This is a genomic window from Niallia laureatilytica (assembly GCF_046613985.1).
Taxonomy (GTDB): Bacteria; Bacillota; Bacilli; order Bacillales; family Cytobacillaceae; genus Niallia.
In genome coordinates this window covers 268,145-288,638 of sequence record NZ_JBKKHP010000001.1, presented here as the reverse complement: position 1 = coordinate 288,638, position 20,494 = coordinate 268,145, and the positions used below count along the sequence as shown (strand labels likewise).

Here is a 20,494-nt window from a genome sequence, read left to right as displayed (position 1 = left end):
ACATTTAAGCATGAAGGTTATTGTTAATTTCTGGATCTTCACTGTTGTTTTTATCTTTCATTCTGCTGAACAGATTGGCAAGAAGCGAACCAGACAAGTTATGCCAAACGCTGAAAATGGCGCTAGGAACTGCTGCCAGCGGTGAAAAATGAGCTGTAGCAATCGCAACTCCCAATCCTGAATTTTGCATGCCTACTTCCATTGCCACAGCCTTTTGCTTGGCCAAGTCCATACCACAAAGACGTGCAAAGAAAAAGCCGATGATAAAGCCAAGGACGTTATGAAGGATAACGACTCCAAAAATAATCAGCCCAGTTTCAGCCAATCTTTCAGCACTGCCAGCAACAACGGCAGACACAATTAAAACAATCGCAATTACCGAAACAAGCGGCATCGCTTTAGCACCAGCTTTAGCCTGCTTTCCAAAAAAGCGTTTAACGATAAAACCAAGAACTAATGGAATGATGACAACTTGTACAATTGAAAGAAACAAGGAACCTACACTGATATGTATCCATTTACTTGCAAACAGCAAAATCAGCAATGGTGTCACAATTGGTGCTAATATCGTCGAAACGGATGCAATGGCAACTGCAAGGGCAACATTTCCTCTCGCCAAAAATACCATAACATTAGATGCTGTACCGCTTGGGCAGCAGCCTACTAAAATGACGCCAACAGCAATTTCACTTGGCAAGTCCAACCCAACTGCGAGCAAAAATGCAAGCAACGGCATAATGATGAAATGACCAATTACTCCAAGAGCAACATCCTTAGGACGTGTGAATACTTCTTTAAAATCGGATAATTCTAAAGTAAGCCCCATGCCGAACATAACAATCCCTAATAAAGGAACAATATAGCTGCCAATCCAAACGAAATGATTGGGCATAATGTAGGCAACAGCGGCAAAAATTAACACCCATAATGTAAATGTTTTTCCGGCAAAGCTGCTGATTTTCTCGATGACTCCCATAACGAAACCTCCAAAGTATGATAATTCAGATTTTTGTAATAAAAACACTAACTATATTAGATTAAATATTAAGAAAAATCAATGTTTGACTATTTAAATAAATCTGCTTACATTTTGAAGGCAAAGAATTAAATTATTGTAGAAAATGTGGGAGTGGGTAAGTTGTTAGGAGGAGAATGGGAAATATGTCTATTTTTCTACATTTGTTTGTGAAGTATTGCTTTTCTAACTATACTTGCTATAAATAAAATAGACTCTATTTCCCCTCGTAAACTATATTTCAACAATCACAGGAAATAATAATCCTGTTCTCGTTGCGATACGTTTCAGCTGCATTCTCAGCACAGGACTTTTTTGAATGATAATAATCATTCTTTCTACGCCGAATTCTTTATATAAACGAAATGAGTTTTCCATGTATGGAATCATCTCTTGGGTTAGAACATCCATGTTTTTACAATCGATGATTAATCTGTACTCTTTGACAGGCACTCCTATCATTTTATTTTTGTAATCAGTGACAAACTCGAAAACTTTAGAGGGATCAAAGGTACCTTCTATTAACATATCAATCGTTTTGGAGAAGTGATTCACCTTAATGTCAAAACATCCTTTTTTTTCCATAAGATTATATCTCCTTAATAGTACTTCTGTATGAATTTTTTGTAATTATAGCATAGAGATAAGTAAAATAGGATAAATTTCTGTTTCTGCATGTGGTTTTTCTTCATAAGGACAGGGAATAGTGAAATAAATGGATATTAATGAGAAAGCAGGTGGGAACATGAATGTGATTTCCTACGCTTACAGAAAAAAAGGCAGCATGGAATTTAAATATGATAAATTTGCTCATTCCAAAGTAATACTATACCCAATTAAAAACTATTATTTTATTAAATTTATAAAATGGAATGCATCAGACCCATATGTTACAACAAAAGATCTCGAAGAAATGGAAATACTTGCAAATGAGGAAATGGGAACACTGGAATTTTATCTGCAGCGCAAAGGACGAACACTGGCGAAATGAAGCTTTTGCCAGTGTTTTTTATTATAAGCTAAAAAAGGAGTTTATCTTTATAGACGCGAAATAAAAAAACAGAGATTAAGCAGATAGGGGAGAATGTTTTGGAACGGAAAGAGTATTATGCAGTTATTTTTACATCAAAAAGAACAGATGGAGAAAATGGCTATGGGAAAATGGCTGAGAGAATGGAAGAACTTGCTGGACAACAGCCTGGCTTTATTGGAATAGAAAGTGCAAGGGATGCAAACTTAGGGATAACCGTGTCCTACTGGGAATCTCTTGAAGCGATTAAACACTGGAAGGAGAATTCTGCGCATCAAACAGCCCAAAAGCTAGGTAAATCAAGCTGGTATGAAGATTACTTTGTCCGTATTTGCAAAGTGGAAAGAGATTATGGAATGAACGAATAAGAAAAAATAAACAATAGTCATAATAGGGGAAGGCAGGTTGACATATAACCAAAAGGTGTTATAAGATAAAAGTGTAACCAAAAGGTGTTATTTAAATTAAACTTAAAGGAGCATGCCTTTATGACAATTAGTCAAAATCAGGACAAGGTGCAGGATATTGTCCAAACTATTACTATTGATGCGGACATACAGAAAGTCTGGAACTTTGTTTCCACTTCAGATGGAATTGCTGCATGGTTTATGCCAAATAATTTTGAGGCAAAGCTTGGCCATGAATTTCATCTGCAATCTCCATTCGGACCGTCACCTTGTAAGGTGACAGAATTAAATCCTCCTCATAAGCTTGCATTTGATTGGGATACGGAAGGATGGTTTGTCACATTCTCCCTGCAAGAGGTAAATGGAAAAACAGAATTTACTATTGTGCATGGTGGATGGAAGGCTAATGACGAATTAATTGGCAAGGCAAATGAAAAGTCAGCTATAATCCGCGATAGAATGAACCAAGGCTGGGGCGGCATTGTTCAAAAGCTGAAAAAGGAAGCAGAAGCGTAAATGACAGCTTCTGCTGTAAAACAAGATGTTTTTCAAGCAATTGCCGACCCAACGAGAAGACATGTGCTGAAGCTATTGTCTGAAAAGGATATGCCAATCTCTGAAATCTCTAGCCAGTTTCCAGTAAGCAGGACAGCAATTGTCAAGCATTTGCAAGTGCTGGCAGATGCAAGACTTGTCACAGCAAAAAAGGCAGGCAGAGAAAAAATTTACTCTCTTCAGCCGGAACCCCTTGCGGAGGTTCAAGAATGGATTTCTTATTACGAACAGTTCTGGCACAATAAACTGTCTGTGCTTAAGCATTTAATAGAGGAAGAATAACAAAAAAGGCGCTTAAAAGGCGCCTTTTTCCTTTTGGTGAAATTCTTCACTGCAAGCAGAATGTACTAGGAAAATTACCAAAAAATATGTATGATAGAAAAGGAAAAGTAAGCGATATCAAAAATTCATTTTTACGTTTATAAACACGCTACATAAGAAAGTGGGGACTTGGATGGCAATTAACAGCTTTAGACATAATATTCCTCCTGAAACAGCTCTTAGCAAAAATACAAAAATCAGAAATGGTACCCATATTTTATATGTATCTGCAGAGTTTGAAAAATACATAGATAATGCGCTGTCTTTTTTAACTGCCGGAATTGAATTAAATCAAGGGATTCTTTTTATAGACAGCAACAAAGTCCGCTCCATCGTTGTTGCTAAACTCCAAATCCAAGGTGTTACTAAATCACAATTGGAATCTATACTTTTTGTAGATAATGAGGACTTCTATGAACCGAGTAGGCCGCTTAATCCTGACAGAATGTTTCGGAAATTCTCAGAAACGATAGGTCCCCTTTTAAAAACTGGAAAACCAATTAGGCATTGGGGAAAGGTGATTTGGCTTGACGGACAGGTTAACTTGCTCGAAAAGCTAACGAAATATGAAGGTTGTGCCCAACAGTTTATCAAAAAAGTCAACAGCTTTGGCATCTGTGCATTTGATGGGATGAAGCTGCCAGCAACGGTACAAATGGAGATCATGAAATTTAATCAATACATTATGTCTGATAATGAGTTTGTAGTATCAAGCTTTTATGACAAAGAGAATCTGCATCCTTCCATTCGGAAGGAAATGATTTATGAGACTGCTATATCTTCCTTGAGAATTGCACAATCACATTATGCAAGAATTATAGAAGAAATGCCTGACGCCGTTTTTATCACTTCACGTGGCAATATAGCATATACAAACAAATCGGCTTTAAAGTTAATGAAAGCAAACACGGAGAATCTTCAACATAAAGTAGTATGGGATATCATTGACCCAGCCTATCATGAAGAGATTAAGCAAAAGGCTGCAAATGTTCTTAATAAGGATCGATTTTCTACATGTGAAGTTAAATTAATAGCAATGACTGGCAAAAAAGTCGATGTAGAAGTATTGTCGTTTCCCTTCGTTTTTGAGGATAAGGAAACGATTATTCATATTGCGAGAAACATAAAGGAACGTAAAGAAAATCATGAGCTGATGATAAGGAATGAGAAGCTGGAAATTGCAGGTCAGCTTGCTGCAAGCATTGCCCATGAAATCAGAAATCCGCTTACAGCTATTAAAGGGTTTATGAAGCTGGCAGAACAAGGGTCCTTAAACATTAAAGATGTGTATCCAATCTTAGATGCTGAAATTAATCGGATTGAGACAATTTCCAGTGAATTATTATTGCTAGGAAAGCCAGTGTCGACAGAAATTAAAGTGATGGATTTGTCCAAGCTTTTATATGATATCTGTACCTTTATGCAATCACAGGCAAATATGGAGAATGTGATGCTTCATTTTGAAATAATGGACAAGCCGTTATTTTGCAGATGTAATGGAGATCAAGTGAAGCAAGTATTTATGAATATCATAAAAAATGCGATTGAAGCAGTGCCTCATGGCGGTAAAATTATGGTCTATGCCAAGGAAGCGGATGGACATGCTTTGTTTGAGATAATCGATAATGGTGTGGGCATTCCTGAAGATATTCAAGACAGGCTAGGGGAGCCATTTTATACAACAAAGGAAAAGGGAACTGGTCTCGGTTTAATGGTTTGCTATAACATTATTGAACAGCATAACGGACATATTCGATTTTATTCCGCAAAAGGAGTAGGAACAACCTTTACGGTGAGCATTCCATTGGATTCATAAAAGCTTCAGGCAGCAGCTTTTTACAACCTTTTGTGATTTTTTGTATAATTATATTCTCTCTGTCTATCCTTATGAATAAGGAGGGAACAGTTTTGCTATTTTTCGAAGTAATTGCAGGTATACTGATTGTCCTTGCTTTCATTCATTTTTTCTGGACAAAAAAGCAGGAGAATTATAAGGACAGTCTGATACTACAGCATCTCCATACAAGTCAGGAAATAAGAAAAACGTTAGCAATGGGTTTGTTTCTGCGTTTTCTTCCAGCTGATAAGCAAATTACAAGCAGTCCGGTCTGGGTGAAAGAGGAAGTAACCTTAGAGTTATTTGCTGCAAACCTGCTGGAAAGAACAAGAGGTGGCACAGCTTGGGTGCTGAATGATACAGATGAAACGGGTGTAAACTTGGAGCACCAAACAAAAGATGGGCTGTACTTAGGACAAATTAATAGCAATCAGCATGAAGTCGGGGTTGAACAAATTGCCTTGATTCATTCAAACATCATAAAAAAACGTGCAGCAGGCGGTTATGTGATAACAGCTGGCACCTTTACGCCTAAGGCAATCACTTATGCTAAGGGGCTGAATATAGAACTAATGGACGGCATGGCACTTGCTGATCTATGGCTAGTAAGCTTAAGGAATGCGGAAAAGGAAATGAGTAGTATTAGGCCGCAGCTGACATAAAAAAAGGAAAATTCTCTGCGTACTAAAGAGAATTTTCTTTTTTTTAGTTAATGAAATCTGTTTTTTATTCGGTAAGTGAAAATGACAGAGATTACTGCAATGCTGAAAAGAATTGCTTCTACAGCCAGCAGGCTTTTGATGACTCCCGCTTGGTATAAGCCTGGCAGGAAGTTAGCAGCAGCATGAAACAGAATCGCATACATTAAATACTTCCATTGTTTTTCCCTTATTGAAAGTAAAACGAGGATAGACAAGGCAATATGAAGGGCGATGGCACATATTCTTTCCATTCCGCCTGCAGCAAACAGCCATATGCTTGCGTTGGCAAGCTGTTCCTTGATGAGATTCAGCTGTCCCTCAGGGAGAGAAGCACCAAGCGTTTGCTCAAGACTTCCAGATTGGATAAGAAAATAAATGACTAACGTATTTACAGCAGAAAAAGCTCCGATTAAAACCGATTCTGTTCCGCCATGCCCGAGCCCATAGGAAAGTCCGTCTCTGTAAGACCGGTTGTTTTTTAACATTACTTGAAACGCAAAATATCTGCCGACTTCCTCAAATATTCCCGCCGCAAATGCCCCATATACTGCGAAAATATAAGGATTGTCTGTCCATTTCAATGCAATTCCTGATGGGGCAAGGACAGCTACATGCAAAAGCTTTTCTAGTATTTGTGAAAACAAAATAAAGATGAGTACTCCGGCTCCGAAAGCTTTCCAGGTAAACATGTTTTTAACACGCAGCACAATTAAGAGGATGATGGGAATAATGACAGTTAGCACAATTTGTAGCAAGACTCCTGTAAGAATCGTAGACATAACTTTTCCTCTCCTTTCCATCTATCTGTTATATATAATGTATAACAGAAAGAAAAGGGTGTCAATTACTAATGGGTATTTCTTAAAGAGATTGGAATGGAAGTATTCTAAAAAATCATTGTATAATATAATCAGTTCTGCTTTAGGAGGAAAGACTATGCAAGTTCACGGATTTACGATAGATAATGAGACGAGATGCAAGCACTATCACAGTGCTATTGATGTTATCGCCATTAAATTCTATTGCTGTAATACATACTATCCTTGTTATAAATGTCATGAAGAGGCAGCAGATCACAAAATTCAAGTTTGGCCGAAATATAAATTTGCGGAGAAGGCTATTCTTTGTGGTGTGTGCAATACAGAGCATTCCATTGCTTCGTACAAGGAAATGAGCTCTTGTACTGTTTGTGGTGCGAAGTATAATGACAGATGTTCCTTACATCATCATTTATACTTTGCAGCGGAATAATAATATTAATTCAATTCAGCCACTTGCCGATAGCCCGAAACAGAAACCGCACGAGAAGATAAAGGGGTTCAGCTAATTCCATTGCTAATTCTGCCGCGTCAGCACGATCCTTTTTTTCCTTTTTCTTTTTTAGTTTCATTTCTTTAACCTGCCTCCTGTGATTTCGTTATATTTGTATTACTTGTATATTAACTATTTATACAAGTAATACGCGCTGATTTTTAAAAAGTTTCAAAATATGGAAAAGAAGAGACAAAACAAATATAACCTATGTAAATCAGTGTCCTTCACTTCAATCCCCTAAGTTAATAAATAATGTATTAAAACCGAAAATACAAAAAACCAAACTATTAATCAATAAAGGTATAAATAGTTTGGTTTTGAATTAGATTTACATACGTATGTTCCAGCATGTTTTTCCAGTCATGATCTTATTGCGCCGAAAGGCAATACGGCATGCACTCCCTTTACGCCATTGACAACTTGCGTAATCCGCAGATCAACAGCGGCACTTGCTAAGGCAGCAGCTTCTGTTCTGTTGATTTGGTATGTATTTTGCATGAAAGAAATCATTTCATTTAAGGCATCTGCTGCTGCGATATTTAAGTCTTCATTAAATCCTAGTGTTATCCAGCCTGAGGGTGTTTTTGCAATGGGTGCTTTCAGCTTCATATCATTCCTAACAATAAGCGTAATGTCAACAAGTTCCATCGGACACTCAATTGCAGTACCAGAAATTTCTCCGTCCCCTTGCAGCGCATGTCCGTCGCCTATAGAGAAAAGGGCATGCTCAACAGCAACAGGCAAAAACAGGCTGCTGCCTTTCACCAATTCCTTACAATCGATATTTCCGCCACAATAACGGGGAGGAGGTGTTGCGTGCACGCCTTCTTCCATTGGCGCCACTCCCATTACTCCCATAAATGGTTTAAGAGCAACTGTAAATGTTTTTCCATTTATATTTGTGCTGCCTGTCATTTGCTGTGAGTCAAGCTTCCAGTCAAGCTGAATCCTTTCTTCGTCTGCAATCCCAAGTGTGAGATTCTGCCAATTTTTAATACCGCCGCTCCAATTTCTGCCGTACCAGCCTGGGACAATCTCATTTATTTTAATTTCCAACACCATACCTGGCTGCGCATTTTTAACAGCAATTGGTCCAATCATTGGATGGCCGGGCTTTTTTTCCTGCTGACTGGAAATGAATGTTTTGTATTCAGCAGTTTCTGATTCAGAAAAGCCCCACTCAATATCTAAAGTTTGTAATTGAATACTGTCTCCTGATTCAACTGTCAGTACAGGGCGGTAGTCCTTGCTGAAAGAACCATGAAAATTTTCTTGCTTTAAAGTTAATATATGTTTCAAGCAAACACTCCTTTCTTTTGCCTTTTATTTCTATATCCGAATAAAAAAACCCTTTTTCAGGAACTGAAAAAGGGTTTTTTAATAATAATTTTTTTCATCAGGAGTATGAATTTTTGTAAGAGTATGCACTTTTGTCGAAATTAATTTAGAAGATAGACGCTGCTTTAATGTAGGAAATATATGGCTGACATAATCATCTATCGTTCGGCAATAAGCTATTTCAGACAAATATATTTCAAAAGAACAGGACACACGAACGTGAATATCTCCATCTAAATCAAAGGGTTCAGAAACGGAAAGCACCTCGTATTTATCAGAAAACTTATTTTTTACTCCGTTAATCTTTTTCGACACATGCAGTTTATAGTTAGAAGTTTGTGTCGGCTTATAGTTAAAGTCTACTATACCAATTGCATTAATCATTGTTTCCTCCAAAAAAATAGACTAATAATGATTATACCATTTTAACAGAAGATGATAAGAGGAAACAGTAAAACGTTATGATTGGAAAAAGCAGGCATATAAGTAAGGGAGAGTCATATATATAAATAGTACGGCTTAAAGGGTGTTATGGTCTTTATCCTTTTCTTTTATTTCTTTGGCTCTGTAACACCGCTATTATTCTCTTAAAAATTTTTGCTGTTGCTTAAGAGACGATTATGCAGTTTAGACCAGCCATTCCATTTCATTACAGAGTTTATTTTTATGAAGGTTGGCCATTCATTCCTGAATCTAAAGGGAATGGAAAAATAATTTTTCATAAAGGAGACTATATGAATACAAAAGCAAAAATCAAAGGTGTAAAGTATAAGCCAGAGTATAATCATCCGAGATATAAAGTGAAATTAGAGACACCAGAGGGAAAAGAGCTAATCATAGAGTTCGATTATACAGACACATCAGGGAAGAAGGGCTATAAACCGATCGGTGTGAGACATGATGGAGAAGATATGGGTGTAAAGCTTTCATGGTATTCAAGGCATGTAGAAGGAATGACTGTATCTGAATTTTTGCGGATTTTAGCATTTAAGATAAATAAAAAATATAAAGTGATTTCTTAAATACTTAAATTGGTATCGAAAGCGGCTGGGCAACAGCCGCTTTCTTTTATTTATTGCAATGTTTTGGAAGAAAGCCATTCCATAATCGTCATGTTTTTACCGTTAATAGCCGTTACAGGGTCGTTGTTAAAAACATAAATCCAAGACCAGTGACCATCATATTGATAAGCACTTCCATCTGCATTGCGGTATAATCCGGATGTGTCATGGACGTCGTTATATAAGCTTAAATGGACATCTTGTGCATTTGCGGCAATAAGCCTTTCGTATGTTGGCAATGTGTTTAATTCTGGAAGCAACGTTGTATCATTTTTGGCTGTTACAAACCAGGTTGGTGTTTCTTTTAGAGCTGTAATATCTTCATCTGTTACATATTTATCATTTAAACCTTCGCACACAGGAAAGGCTGCTGCGAAATAGCCAGGGTGATCACGAGTCATAAGCAGTGTCATATAGCCACCATTTGAAGCTCCGCCGATATAAATACGATTTTTGTCAATGTCACGATTCTTGTTAACATATTCTTCAATGAGAGACATCAATGCTTCTGAATATTTGGAAGTGCCATCTGCTCTGCCTGTCAGCCCATCCATCCAATAAGTTGGAGCTTGAGGTGCCAATACGTATGCACCACCAAAAATGGATTGCATGTCGTCAGAAGCAAAATTCACTGCTTTGTTTCCAGAAATAGGGATGGTGGCATCCGTCCCGCCTTCACCGCCGCCATGCAGCCAGATAATTAACGGGTTTTTCTGTTTATCCTTTGCAGGGGCGAAATCAGCATATGTCAATGTAGTGCCATCAGCTGAATGTTTTCCTAAAGAAAATTCACCTACCAGGCCATTTTCTGTCCCCTTGTATGAAGTGACAAGAAGGCCGGAAATCGACTTACCTTTAGTTTTAATATCCTTTGCTTGTTGAATTTCATAACTAAAATCAACCCATTCGTTTAAGCCTGTTGCAAAGTCATAGTTCATCGCCGCACCTATTGTCACAGTTGGGCCGTGCTCGAGTTCAATAACTACATATTTGCCGTTTTTGGCAGCGTTTCCATTTTTGTCGGAAACAAAGGCATTTGTAACATTATTATAACCTTCCTCTAACAGGGGATTGGCAAGCCTGCTGTCACTCCTTGTGACATGTACTTTAAAAGTGTCTTTATCTACGCTGTTTTGGGGAATAGTTTTTCCAATATCTACAATTAGCTTTGTTACTGCTGGACCCCAATCCTTCACTTCGATAACTGTGCGATAAGAAGTATTATTCTTCCCTTTTTGTGCAGCACTTGCACCAGTGCTGTAAGAGAAAACTAAGATGAAGCCTAAAGTAAACAATAATGCAGATTTTATGTACTTGTTCATGTTTTAGCAGCTCCTCTCTTATGTTTATGAAACGCTTACAAAAATAATGCTATCATGTTGGCAGACTTGTGATAAGGGATAAAAAGCCTATTTTAGCAAGTTAACCCATTAATATAGTAAAAAGTCATCGTACGGAAGCATTATTTTGTTTTTTGCTTGTCTTGACCATTGCTGAAATATTCAAGTAAACTAATAGAGAAACCATGAAAAAGTGAGTGATACCATTGGGTGTAACGATAAAGGATATTGCTAAATTAGCAAACGTGTCACATACGACTGTTTCTAGAGCGCTAAATGGAAGCCCTCTAATAAAACCAGATACAAGAAAAAAAATCTTGGAGCTGGCAGAACAGCTTCAGTATGTGCCTAATTATAGTGCCAAAAGTCTTGTCCTGAAGAAATCCTATACGATCGGCTTGTTCTTTACGAGCATATCAAATGGGACTTCGGCAAGCTTTCTTGCCAATGTAATAAAAGGAGTAAATGGGGAGATAGATGAGAATTATAATTTGTTTGTCAGAGGAATAGATGACTTTAAAGATTTAGCGGCAATCAACAGCCAAAGGTTTGACGGTATTGTCTTGATGAGCCAAAGCGATGACGATGATGCATTCATCCAGCATGTGCAAAACCAAAATATACCGATAGTTGTTCTAAATCGGGAAATTGATGATCCTTTCATTACGAATATTCTATCCAATGATGAATCTGGTGCAATGGAGGCAACTAGTTACTTAGTACAGCAGGGGCATGAACGGATTGGGATTATTGAAGGGAAAGAAAGCTTTAAAACAGCAGTAAAAAGAAAAAATGGCTATATGCAAGCATTGCTGCAAAGCGGCTTGGCCATAAACAAACGGTATATGGTTAAAGGCAGCTATGATATGGAAAGCGGCTATCAAGCAATGGAAAAACTTTTAGGATTAAACAATCCACCAAGCGCTGTTTTTTGTTCCAATGATGATATGGCTATCGGAGCGATTAATGCAGTATTTGCAAAGGGGTTGCATGTGCCTGACGATATTTCGATTGTAGGCTTTGACAACAGCCCATTCTCCCAATATGTAACACCAAAGCTGACAACTGTTCAGAGACCGATTGAGCAGATCAGCAGAAAAGGAGCGAAAAAACTGCTTGAACTTATTAATGATCCAAATGAGACTGGTGAAAGTGTTTTCGTTAAAACAGAACTGATTGTCCGAGATTCTGTACTCAATATATAATATAAATCAAAATGTTCACGTGAGCATAATCGGATGATTATGCTCATATTTTATTAGTAAAAGGTTGATAGAAATGGAAATCGAATGTATATTAATTTTGTATACGTTTTATTTGGCTTCACTCAAAATGTTAACGTGTGCATAAAAAGGAGGCGTTTTAGTTGAATAACAGCATAAAAGATTGTTGGACGAAAAAGTCTGGGAGATACCCTGAGAAAATCATTCAATTTGGCGAAGGTAATTTTCTGCGGGGCTTTGTAGATTGGCAAGTAGATAAGATGAATAAAAAAGCAGATTTTAAAAGCAGTGTAGCAGTTGTGCAGCCTCGTGCAAACGGAACAGTCTACAAGCTGAACGACCAAGACGGACTTTATACTTTATTTCTTCAAGGCATTAAAGATGGCGAGGCCGTCAGAGAGCATACAGTAATTGAAGCAGTTTCAAGAGGGATTGATCCGTATCAGCAATACGATGAATTTTTAAAACTCGCAGAAAATCCAGAGCTGCGCTTTATCATTTCCAATACGACAGAAGCAGGCATAGCTTATAATCCTGAAGACAAGTATACAGATACACCTCCAAGCAGCTTTCCAGGGAAGCTGACAGCATTATTGTATCATCGTTACATGCATTTTAAAGGAAGCAAGGATAAGGGAGTTGTCATTATTCCATGTGAATTAATTGACAGGAATGGAGAAGAATTAAAAAAAATCGTCCTTCAATATGCGGAATTATGGAAATTGGAAAGTGATTTTGTTGAATGGTTAACAGAACCTACAATTTTTTGCTCGAGTTTAGTAGACAGGATTGTTCCAGGCTATCCGAAGGATTCCATTAAGGAAATTACCGAAGAATTAGGGTATGAGGATAGCCTTATCGTAGTAGGAGAGCAATATCATTTATGGGTTATTGAGGGACCTGATTGGCTGAAGAAAGAATTACCTTTAGAGGAGGCAGGACTTAATGGATTCATCGTAAATGATATGACACCATACCGAACGAGAAAGGTGCGGATTTTAAATGGAGCACATACAGCGCTAACACCGGTTTCTTATTTATGCGGACAAGAAACGGTGGGCGAAGCGATGCTTGATGAGCAGATCGGCGGGTTTGTCAGGAGCCTGATCTTCGAAGAAATTATCCCGACAATTGACCTTCCTGAAGAGGAGCTAATCATGTATGCGAACGACATTATCGACCGCTTCTTAAACCCATATATTACCCACTATGTTATGGATATTTCCTTAAATTCTATTTCAAAGTTTAGAACAAGAGATTTGCCGACATTATTGGAGTATGCAGAACGAAAGGGCGAGCTTCCACAGAAGTTAGTTTTTTCGTTCTGCGCTCTCCTCTCCTTTTACAAAGGCAAACGGGGTCAAGATATAATTATCCTTCGTGACGATAAGGAAATTATCTCATTTTTTGATAAACAATGGAGTACAGTGGACGAAACCCGCACCTCTCTTTACAGCTTTGTCACCTCCGTTTTAGGAGAGAAAGCGTTGTGGGGGCAGGACTTAAGTGCAATCGAAAGCCTAGCTGACACTGTTACAGACTATCTTATGATGATGGAAACTTCCGGAATAAGAAATGCCCTTCAAGCATGCATGGAAAATAAAAAATCACTGTAAATAGCTGTCTGGAAAGTAGTCTAAATACTTAAATAAATGGAGGAGTAGACATGCGGGATTTTATTAAAATCAACGAAAGGGACAATTGTATAGTTGCCCTAAAAAACTTAAAAGCAGGCACTAAGCTGGTTGTAGACGGCAAGGAACTGACATTAACAGAGGATATTGGATATGGGCACAAAATCACTATTGAAAAAGTTGCTGCTAACAGTGATATTATCAAATACGGCTTTCCAATTGGCCATGCAACAACAGATTTGCTGGCAGGCAGTTGGGTGCACACACATAACACCAAAACAAATCTGTCTGGCATCGAGGAATATAGCTATTCTCGGCAAATCAGAGATAACCCGTATACAAAGGTAAATAAAACATTTAAAGGATACAGGAGAAAAAATGGCACTGTCGGTATTCGCAATGAACTATTTATTGTGCCCACAGTCGGCTGTGTTAACGGGATAGCTGACTTAATTGTAAAGGAATTCACCCGTGAAGTCGGCGATATTTCCCCTTTTGAAAACATTCAAGTAATCAAGCATAATTATGGCTGTTCTCAGCTTGGAGATGACCATGAGTATACTAAGACAATTCTCGGAAATGCAGCAACCCATCCGAATGCTGGCGGTGTATTAGTGCTAGGACTAGGCTGTGAGAATAATATTATTGAAGATTTTAAAGACTCCCTTGGAGAGTTCGATGAGAGCAGAGTGAAATTTTTGTCCTCCCAATCTGTGTCCAATGAAATAGATGCTGGCGTCTTGCTGTTAAAAGAGATTTATACAAATGCAAAAAGCGACGTGCGGGAGGATGTTCCTTTATCCGAATTAAAAGTTGGGCTGAAATGCGGCGGTTCAGATGGCTTTTCTGGTATTACCGCAAATCCTTTGCTTGGACGCTTTTCTGATTTTTTAATAGCGCAAGGCGGAACAACTGTGTTAACGGAAGTGCCAGAAATGTTTGGTGCAGAGAAGATTTTAATGGAGCGGGCTGATACAAAAGAGGTGTTTGAAAAAACAGTAGCTTTGATCAATGATTTTAAGCAGTATTTCATGCGTTACAACCAGCCTGTTTACGAAAATCCTTCTCCAGGGAACAAAGCAGGCGGAATTACAACACTTGAAGACAAATCACTTGGATGCACCCAAAAGGCAGGGTCAGCGAAAGTCGTAGATGTGCTGAAATATGGAGAGAAGCTCGCTAAACACGGTCTAAATCTGCTAAGTGCTCCAGGGAATGATCTTGTGGCAACATCTGCGTTAGGTGCATCTGGCTGCCAGCTTGTTTTATTTACAACAGGGAGAGGAACGCCATTTGGCAGCTTTGTACCAACGATTAAAGTGTCGACAAATACACCTCTTTATCAAGAAAAATCACACTGGATTGATTTTAATGCGGGCAGCCTGCTTGAGGATGTAGAGGAAGAGGCCGTCCTTGAGGAGTTTATTAACTATATTATTGATGTTGCCAGCGGGATGCAGGTAAATCACGAGAAAAATAACTTTAGAGAAATTGCTATTTTTAAAGATGGTGTAACGTTATAGGATGGAAGGTGTGGAAATTTTCACACCTTCCAAAATATTTTGTGACAATAAGATGACATCGATTGCTCAACGGTGAACAATCTACTATAATAAAAAATGTTAACGTTAACATTTTTTGAACAAGAATTATTAATACATGTAGGGAGAGAAGGCAATATGGCTAGAAAGATAGGTCTGACACATCAGCTTGCTTATGGAAGCGGTAACTTATTGGGAAGTGGAGCACTCGCTATCAGCGGAGCGTGGCTGATGTATTTTTTAACTACTTTTTGCGGTTTGTCTGCAGTTCAGGCAGCCTCCATCTTTTCAATCGCAAGTATAGTGGATGCGATCAGCAATCCAATCATGGGATTTATAACAGATAATTTCCATAAGACAAAGCTCGGCCGCAAATTTGGCAGACGGCGATTCTTTATTTTACTCGGAATCCCCCTTATGCTAGTGTATCCAATGATTTGGATGGAAGGGTTCGGATACTGGTATTATTTATCTGCATATATACTGTTTGAATTGATCTATACAGGAATCATGGTTCCTTATGAAACGATTGCTACAGAGATGACAGACAGCTTCTCTATGCGGACAAAGCTGACAGGCTATAAGGCTATCTTCGGTAAAATCGCGGGCTTTTTAGCAGCATTCATACCAGGACGTTTTATCGCAGAATATGGACAAGATGTGGCGAAGCCATTTTTTTACACAGGCATCGTGTATGGAGTCATTATGATGCTAGCCATGCTTGCGCTATATCTATTCTCGTGGGAGAGACCGCTTGAGAGTATTAAGAATGAGGACAGCGCCGGCAATCTCTTTGAATCTTTGAAAAAGCTTGTGGTTGATATGCTGTCTACTTTCAAAATCAGAACCTTCAGGCATCATTTAGGAATGTATTTGTTTGGTTTTGGTGCAGAGTGGCTGTTCGCTTCTGCGTTTACTTATTTTATTATTTTTGGATTAGGACAAAGCTCGGAGGTTGTATCCAATCTAAACAGCATGAACTCTATTCTGCAATTGATTTCAACAGCAATCTTTATCGGGATATGTTTGAAGATGGGCTTTGCCAAGCCGTATAGAATGGCGTTAACGATTGTTGTTCTTAGTGTAATAGGCTATACGGCGCTTTTTTTAACTGGATCTTCTAATCTTGTCATTTTGATCATTGTTATTACAGCTATTTTCGGATTTGGTACTGGCGGTGTTTACTATATTCCATGGACAGTATACACATTCTTAGCTGACGTTGATGAGCTCGTGACTGGAAGACGAAGGGAAGGAATATATGCGGGCACAATGACATTTGCAGGAAAGCTTGTTCGCGCTGTTATCGTCTTTTTGTTAGGATGGATTTTGGAGAAATTCGGCTTTGTTTCCGGCAATGCGGCACAGCCTGAATCTGCTGTCAATGCCATTGTATGGGTGTTTGCCGTTGGAGTCATCACGCTTGCCATAATCGCTATTTTAGTCACATACAAGATGAAACTGGACAGCAAAACACATGCGATGATTATAAAAGAAATAGAAAGAATCAACAATGGCGGTTCCAAACAGGAAGTAGACAAGGAAACGAAGGAAATAGTGGAATATTTAACAGGCTTTAAGTATGAACAGTGCTTTGGAAACAATTCGCTCGGCTATCAAAGCAGGAAAACGGTTTAGAAATAACGACAGGCAGAAAAGTTTATTGTTGAAAAAATTCTTGAAAACTCTTACACTATAAATATAAATGTTAACGTGAACATAAAATGAACAAGAGGTGAGTAAAGGTGGAGAAAACGTTTGAAAAGAAGAAAACTTATAACTGCTGGGGAGCAAAAGCTGCGAAAAGCGTGATGAAAAGAAAGCCGGAAATTAACCCGAAGATGAAGTGGGAATACGAAGACGGCGTCGTTCTGGAAGGAATGTACCTGCTATGGAAGCAGACGGGTGACAGAGAATATTTAGACTATATTCAACGAAATCTTGATTTGTTTGTCGACGGGGTCGGCAATATTCCAAAATACAGCTTAAAGGAATTCAATATTGATCATGTTAATAACGGAAAAATTCTTCTAGATTTGTATAAAGAAACAAGGGATGAAAGATACAAAAAGGCCGCTGACCTGTTAAGAGAACAGCTGCGCCGCCATCCCCGTACGAAGGAAGGATCTTTCTGGCATAAACAAATATATCCTTACCAAGTGTGGCTTGACGGTTTATATATGGGATCTGTATTTTACGGTAAACATGTCCATTTCTTCGGGAAAGAAGAAGATTGGGAGGATGTCATCAATCAATTTCTGCTGTGTGAAAAGAACACGAAGGATGAAAAATCAGGATTACTGCATCATGCCTATGATGAAATGAGAGCACAGCCATGGGCAGATAAACAAACAGGACTGTCAAAGCATTACTGGGGCCGTTCAATCGGCTGGTTTGCGATGGCGCTTGTGGATGTTCTGGACTTTTTGCCAAGCAGCCATCCGCAAAAGCAGAGATTAATAGAAATGCTTGAGGAAGTTCTTGCAGCTGTTATGAAGGTGCAAGATAAAGAAACTTCGCTTTGGTATCAGATTATGGATCAAGGCACTAGAAAAGGTAATTATTTAGAATCCTCTTGCAGCTGCATGTTTCTCTATTCTATCGCCAAAGGTGTGCGCCAAGGCTATCTCGGTGACGAATGGTTTGCAGTTGCAGAAAAAGTTTATGAAGGCATTCTCGACGAATTTATTACAGAAACAAAAGAAGGCTATATTAATGTTAATAAAATCTGTTATGTCGGCGGGCTTGGCGGTGCTGATAAGAGGGATGGGTCTTTCGCTTATTATATCAGTGAACCGATTGTTACAAATGACCATAAAGGAGTCGGACCATTTATTTTAGCAAGTGCTGAGATGGAATGGCTTAATCAAAAACGGAAATAGGGGGATATTATGAAGCGATTTATGGATGAGGAGACTTTTTTGCTTAATAACAAGTGTGCTAAAGTGCTGTACCATGACTATGCGAAGGATCTGCCTATCATTGATTATCATTGCCATTTAGACCCGAAAGCAATCGCAGAGAACAAACGCTTCAAGAATATAACGGAAATATGGCTTGGCGGCGACCATTATAAATGGCGGGCGATGCGCACATTTGGGATTAATGAAGAGTTAATCACAGGAAGCCGTTCAGACAGTGAAAAATTTAAGGCGTGGGCAGAAACACTTCCCTATACAATCGGCAATCCTCTGCTCCATTGGTCTGCGATGGAAATGATAAAATACTTTCAGATAGAAGAGCAGCTGTCAGGAGAGAATTGGCAAGAAATTTATGATGCTTGCAACAGACAAATAAGCAGTGAGGCATTCTCCGCACAAAGTCTTATTACAGGATCTAATGTGGAGTGGATTTGTACGACAGATGATCCTGCTGATACTTTGGAGCATCATCAGGCATTATCAAACAGTGCTTTTAGTACAAACGTTACCCCGACATTCAGACCTGACAGACTATTGAGAATTGGCAGAGAGGACTTTCATGAATATGTGCAAACTTTGGAAAAGTCCGCCTGCTTATCCATAAATAGCTTTCACCAGTTTGTCGATGCAATCATGGCTCGGATTATGCATTTTAATGAAAATGGCTGCTTTATTTCAGATCACGCCTTTACAACCATTCCGTTTGCCAAAGCAACGGAAAGTGAAATGGAGGCTATATTTGCGAAAAGACTGAATGGCGGACAGCTGTCAGATTTTGAAGTGGAGCAATATGAAACAGAGCTTATGCTTATATTAGGAAGAAAATATGCGGAGCTTGGATGGACAATGCAGCTGCATATTGGTGCGGCAAGGGACCCTAATACGAAAATGGTAAGAAGACTTGGCTCGGATTCCGGCTTTGATTTTATCGGTGATTGGAATTATGGAGAGAAGCTTTCTAGGCTGTTAAATGAACTAGAGTCAGAGGATGCTTTGCCGAAAACCATTTTGTACAATTTGAATGCTGTACATAATGATGTACTGGCAACATTGGCCGGCTCTTTTCAGGAGGGCGGCATAAAAGGGAAGATTCAGTTTGGAACTGCTTGGTGGTTTAATGATCAAAAAGATGGGATGGAAAAGCAGCTTTCCTCTTTATCTAATTTTGGTCTGTTAAGTACCTTTATCGGCATGCTGACAGATTCCCGCTCTTTTATGTCCTATCCACGCCATGATTATTTCAGGCGTATATTATGCAATCTTATCGGCAATTGGGTAGAACTAGGAGAAGCGCCTAATGATAGGAAGCTACTCGGTAAAATTGTTCAGGATATTTCTTATAATAATGCCGTTAATTTTTTCAGCCTAAGGGATAGAGTAGAAAGAAGACCATAAATAAAGGCTCTTGCTGTTTAGGGCAGCAAGAGCCTTTATTTTAATATAACTTCCTTTTATAAGGAGGCTTTTATATCCTTAATGATATTTGCTTGGCATTTTTGCACAGCTTCAATAACTTGCTGTTCAAATTGCTCGGTAACCCTGTATTTAGGTGTGCTCACACTGATTGCTCCATAGTTTTTTCCGTCAATTGTGACAGATGCACCGACACAAAATACTTCCTCTTCATGTTCGCAGTTATCAAAGGCATAGCCAATATCCCTTATTTTAGCAATTTCGTTGTGAAAGCCTTCCTTCGTAGTAATCGTGTTTTCTGTCATTTTGACAAGCTCGTTGTCTTCGAGATATGAGTCCACCACATCATCGCCTTTATCGGCAAGCACTGCTTTGCCCATTGCAGAACAATACATTGGAATGCTTTTACCTACTTTGGAATAGAGGCAGATTGGATTTTTACTTTCAATTTTAGCAATATATACGATATTGGCTTTATCCTGTATGCCTAGATGGACTGTTTCAGTCGTCTCCTCCTGCAAGACTTCTAAATGGTGCTGGGCAATTTCTTTTATGTCCAGCTGCTCAATTGCCTTGTTTGCATACTTTATAATAGTTGGGCCAAGAGAGAATTTCTTCGTTTCGCTGTCTTTATATACATAGCCAATATAATTAAGTGTTTCGAGTATTTTTAAGGCAGTCGAGTTAGTCAGTTCTGTTTCTTTTGCAATTGTGTATAAAGCTTGTGCTTCTTGGCAGCCGGCTAAGTAGGACAAAATTTTGTCTGCTTTCAGCAAAACCGTTCCATAAAGTTGTTTTTCCATTGTATTCCTTCCTTTTTCAAAGCTGGAAGGGAAAAAGACA

General features: G+C 38.6%; 22 protein-coding genes. 14 read left to right on the top strand and 8 right to left on the bottom strand.

Annotation, left to right across the window (positions count from 1 at the left end):
• Positions 1-4: 4 nt before the first annotated feature.
• Positions 5-976 carry a bile acid:sodium symporter family protein gene (locus ACLIJJ_RS01465; RefSeq protein ID WP_233313597.1) on the bottom strand — a complete coding sequence of 324 codons (972 nt, stop codon included), beginning with the start codon at positions 974-976 and terminating at the stop codon, positions 5-7.
• Positions 977-1,249: 273 nt separating this feature from the next.
• Positions 1,250-1,600, bottom strand: coding sequence for a hypothetical protein (locus ACLIJJ_RS01460; protein ID WP_233313598.1), 351 nt, complete (start codon positions 1,598-1,600; stop codon positions 1,250-1,252).
• A gap of 160 nt (positions 1,601-1,760) precedes the next feature.
• Between ACLIJJ_RS01460 and ACLIJJ_RS01455 the strand changes: the two genes are divergently transcribed.
• The 6 genes from ACLIJJ_RS01455 to ACLIJJ_RS01430 all read left to right on the top strand — a co-directional run bounded on the left by ACLIJJ_RS01455 (position 1,761) and on the right by ACLIJJ_RS01430 (position 5,827).
• Positions 1,761-2,006 carry a hypothetical protein gene (locus tag ACLIJJ_RS01455; RefSeq protein WP_237942303.1) on the top strand — a complete coding sequence of 82 codons (246 nt, stop codon included), beginning with the start codon at positions 1,761-1,763 and terminating at the stop codon, positions 2,004-2,006.
• 98 nt (positions 2,007-2,104) lie between these two features.
• On the top strand, positions 2,105-2,413 hold the full coding sequence (locus ACLIJJ_RS01450; protein WP_233313600.1) for an antibiotic biosynthesis monooxygenase family protein: 309 nt from the start codon (positions 2,105-2,107) through the stop codon (positions 2,411-2,413).
• 120 nt (positions 2,414-2,533) lie between these two features.
• Positions 2,534-2,968, top strand: a complete 435-nt coding sequence (locus ACLIJJ_RS01445; RefSeq protein ID WP_237941562.1) for an SRPBCC family protein — start codon at positions 2,534-2,536, stop codon at positions 2,966-2,968.
• On the top strand, positions 2,969-3,289 hold the full coding sequence (locus tag ACLIJJ_RS01440; RefSeq protein WP_233313602.1) for an ArsR/SmtB family transcription factor: 321 nt from the start codon (positions 2,969-2,971) through the stop codon (positions 3,287-3,289). It begins immediately after the preceding gene.
• 172 nt (positions 3,290-3,461) lie between these two features.
• Positions 3,462-5,144 (top strand): ATP-binding protein, encoded by a 1,683-nt coding sequence (locus ACLIJJ_RS01435; protein WP_411410475.1) that lies wholly within the window; start codon positions 3,462-3,464, stop codon positions 5,142-5,144.
• Positions 5,145-5,236: 92 nt separating this feature from the next.
• Positions 5,237-5,827 (top strand): restriction endonuclease, encoded by a 591-nt coding sequence (locus ACLIJJ_RS01430; RefSeq protein ID WP_233313604.1) that lies wholly within the window; start codon positions 5,237-5,239, stop codon positions 5,825-5,827.
• Between the two features lie 47 nt (positions 5,828-5,874).
• Here the strand turns inward: ACLIJJ_RS01430 and ACLIJJ_RS01425 are convergent, their stop codons facing one another.
• Complete coding sequence (locus ACLIJJ_RS01425) at positions 5,875-6,645, bottom strand: YhfC family intramembrane metalloprotease (protein ID WP_251645552.1); 771 nt, start codon at positions 6,643-6,645, stop codon at positions 5,875-5,877.
• A gap of 157 nt (positions 6,646-6,802) precedes the next feature.
• On the opposite strand from ACLIJJ_RS01425, the gene ACLIJJ_RS01420 reads away from it, so the two are divergent.
• Positions 6,803-7,117, top strand: a complete 315-nt coding sequence (locus ACLIJJ_RS01420) for a CHY zinc finger protein (protein WP_233313606.1) — start codon at positions 6,803-6,805, stop codon at positions 7,115-7,117.
• Between the two features lie 10 nt (positions 7,118-7,127).
• On the opposite strand, the gene ACLIJJ_RS01415 is transcribed toward ACLIJJ_RS01420, so the two are convergent.
• From ACLIJJ_RS01415 to ACLIJJ_RS01405, 3 genes are all read right to left on the bottom strand, one after another.
• Positions 7,128-7,256, bottom strand: a complete 129-nt coding sequence (locus ACLIJJ_RS01415; RefSeq protein ID WP_267913273.1) for a hypothetical protein — start codon at positions 7,254-7,256, stop codon at positions 7,128-7,130.
• 284 nt (positions 7,257-7,540) lie between these two features.
• A complete protein-coding gene (locus tag ACLIJJ_RS01410) occupies positions 7,541-8,479 on the bottom strand; it encodes an acetamidase/formamidase family protein (protein WP_233313607.1) in 939 nt (312 codons plus the stop codon).
• A 78-nt stretch (positions 8,480-8,557) separates the two neighbouring features.
• Positions 8,558-8,902, bottom strand: coding sequence for a hypothetical protein (locus ACLIJJ_RS01405; protein WP_233313608.1), 345 nt, complete (start codon positions 8,900-8,902; stop codon positions 8,558-8,560).
• A 350-nt stretch (positions 8,903-9,252) separates the two neighbouring features.
• Between ACLIJJ_RS01405 and ACLIJJ_RS01400 the strand changes: the two genes are divergently transcribed.
• Positions 9,253-9,540 carry a hypothetical protein gene (locus ACLIJJ_RS01400; protein WP_233313609.1) on the top strand — a complete coding sequence of 96 codons (288 nt, stop codon included), beginning with the start codon at positions 9,253-9,255 and terminating at the stop codon, positions 9,538-9,540.
• 50 nt (positions 9,541-9,590) lie between these two features.
• On the opposite strand, the gene ACLIJJ_RS01395 is transcribed toward ACLIJJ_RS01400, so the two are convergent.
• Positions 9,591-10,901 (bottom strand): prolyl oligopeptidase family serine peptidase, encoded by a 1,311-nt coding sequence (locus tag ACLIJJ_RS01395; RefSeq protein ID WP_233313610.1) that lies wholly within the window; start codon positions 10,899-10,901, stop codon positions 9,591-9,593.
• 224 nt (positions 10,902-11,125) lie between these two features.
• Here ACLIJJ_RS01395 and ACLIJJ_RS01390 point away from each other — a divergent pair, with 224 nt between their 5' ends.
• From ACLIJJ_RS01390 to uxaC, 6 genes are all read left to right on the top strand, one after another.
• Positions 11,126-12,124, top strand: coding sequence for a LacI family DNA-binding transcriptional regulator (locus ACLIJJ_RS01390; RefSeq protein ID WP_233313611.1), 999 nt, complete (start codon positions 11,126-11,128; stop codon positions 12,122-12,124).
• A 161-nt stretch (positions 12,125-12,285) separates the two neighbouring features.
• Positions 12,286-13,758 (top strand): tagaturonate reductase, encoded by a 1,473-nt coding sequence (locus tag ACLIJJ_RS01385; RefSeq protein ID WP_233313612.1) that lies wholly within the window; start codon positions 12,286-12,288, stop codon positions 13,756-13,758.
• Positions 13,759-13,808: 50 nt separating this feature from the next.
• A complete protein-coding gene (locus ACLIJJ_RS01380) occupies positions 13,809-15,299 on the top strand; it encodes a UxaA family hydrolase (RefSeq protein ID WP_237941557.1) in 1,491 nt (496 codons plus the stop codon).
• 156 nt (positions 15,300-15,455) lie between these two features.
• A complete protein-coding gene (locus tag ACLIJJ_RS01375) occupies positions 15,456-16,955 on the top strand; it encodes an MFS transporter (RefSeq protein WP_233313614.1) in 1,500 nt (499 codons plus the stop codon).
• Between the two features lie 107 nt (positions 16,956-17,062).
• The gene (locus tag ACLIJJ_RS01370) at positions 17,063-18,199 is read left to right on the top strand and encodes a glycoside hydrolase family 88/105 protein (RefSeq protein WP_411410474.1); all 1,137 of its coding nucleotides are present in this window, start codon (positions 17,063-17,065) and stop codon (positions 18,197-18,199) included.
• Between the two features lie 9 nt (positions 18,200-18,208).
• On the top strand, positions 18,209-19,633 hold the full coding sequence (gene uxaC / locus ACLIJJ_RS01365; RefSeq protein WP_411410473.1) for a glucuronate isomerase: 1,425 nt from the start codon (positions 18,209-18,211) through the stop codon (positions 19,631-19,633).
• Between the two features lie 56 nt (positions 19,634-19,689).
• On the opposite strand, the gene ACLIJJ_RS01360 is transcribed toward uxaC, so the two are convergent.
• Complete coding sequence (locus ACLIJJ_RS01360) at positions 19,690-20,454, bottom strand: IclR family transcriptional regulator (RefSeq protein WP_341077206.1); 765 nt, start codon at positions 20,452-20,454, stop codon at positions 19,690-19,692.
• Positions 20,455-20,494: the final 40 nt, after the last annotated feature.

Excerpts from the sequence above, each read along its gene's own strand:
- ACLIJJ_RS01465 (WP_233313597.1), bottom strand. The coding sequence starts at position 976 with ATGGGAGTCATCGAGAAAATCAGCAGCTTTGCCGGAAAAACATTTACA.
- ACLIJJ_RS01460 (WP_233313598.1), bottom strand. The coding sequence starts at position 1,600 with ATGGAAAAAAAAGGATGTTTTGACATTAAGGTGAATCACTTCTCCAAA.
- ACLIJJ_RS01455 (WP_237942303.1), top strand. The coding sequence starts at position 1,761 with ATGAATGTGATTTCCTACGCTTACAGAAAAAAAGGCAGCATGGAATTT.
- ACLIJJ_RS01445 (WP_237941562.1), top strand. The coding sequence starts at position 2,534 with ATGACAATTAGTCAAAATCAGGACAAGGTGCAGGATATTGTCCAAACT.
- ACLIJJ_RS01440 (WP_233313602.1), top strand. The coding sequence starts at position 2,969 with ATGACAGCTTCTGCTGTAAAACAAGATGTTTTTCAAGCAATTGCCGAC.
- ACLIJJ_RS01435 (WP_411410475.1), top strand. The coding sequence starts at position 3,462 with ATGGCAATTAACAGCTTTAGACATAATATTCCTCCTGAAACAGCTCTT.
- ACLIJJ_RS01425 (WP_251645552.1), bottom strand. The coding sequence starts at position 6,645 with ATGTCTACGATTCTTACAGGAGTCTTGCTACAAATTGTGCTAACTGTC.
- ACLIJJ_RS01420 (WP_233313606.1), top strand. The coding sequence starts at position 6,803 with ATGCAAGTTCACGGATTTACGATAGATAATGAGACGAGATGCAAGCAC.
- ACLIJJ_RS01415 (WP_267913273.1), bottom strand. The coding sequence starts at position 7,256 with ATGAAACTAAAAAAGAAAAAGGAAAAAAAGGATCGTGCTGACGCGGCA.
- ACLIJJ_RS01405 (WP_233313608.1), bottom strand. The coding sequence starts at position 8,902 with ATGATTAATGCAATTGGTATAGTAGACTTTAACTATAAGCCGACACAA.
- ACLIJJ_RS01400 (WP_233313609.1), top strand. The coding sequence starts at position 9,253 with ATGAATACAAAAGCAAAAATCAAAGGTGTAAAGTATAAGCCAGAGTAT.
- ACLIJJ_RS01395 (WP_233313610.1), bottom strand. The coding sequence starts at position 10,901 with ATGAACAAGTACATAAAATCTGCATTATTGTTTACTTTAGGCTTCATC.
- ACLIJJ_RS01380 (WP_237941557.1), top strand. The coding sequence starts at position 13,809 with ATGCGGGATTTTATTAAAATCAACGAAAGGGACAATTGTATAGTTGCC.
- ACLIJJ_RS01375 (WP_233313614.1), top strand. The coding sequence starts at position 15,456 with ATGGCTAGAAAGATAGGTCTGACACATCAGCTTGCTTATGGAAGCGGT.
- uxaC (WP_411410473.1), top strand. The coding sequence starts at position 18,209 with ATGAAGCGATTTATGGATGAGGAGACTTTTTTGCTTAATAACAAGTGT.
- ACLIJJ_RS01360 (WP_341077206.1), bottom strand. The coding sequence starts at position 20,454 with ATGGAAAAACAACTTTATGGAACGGTTTTGCTGAAAGCAGACAAAATT.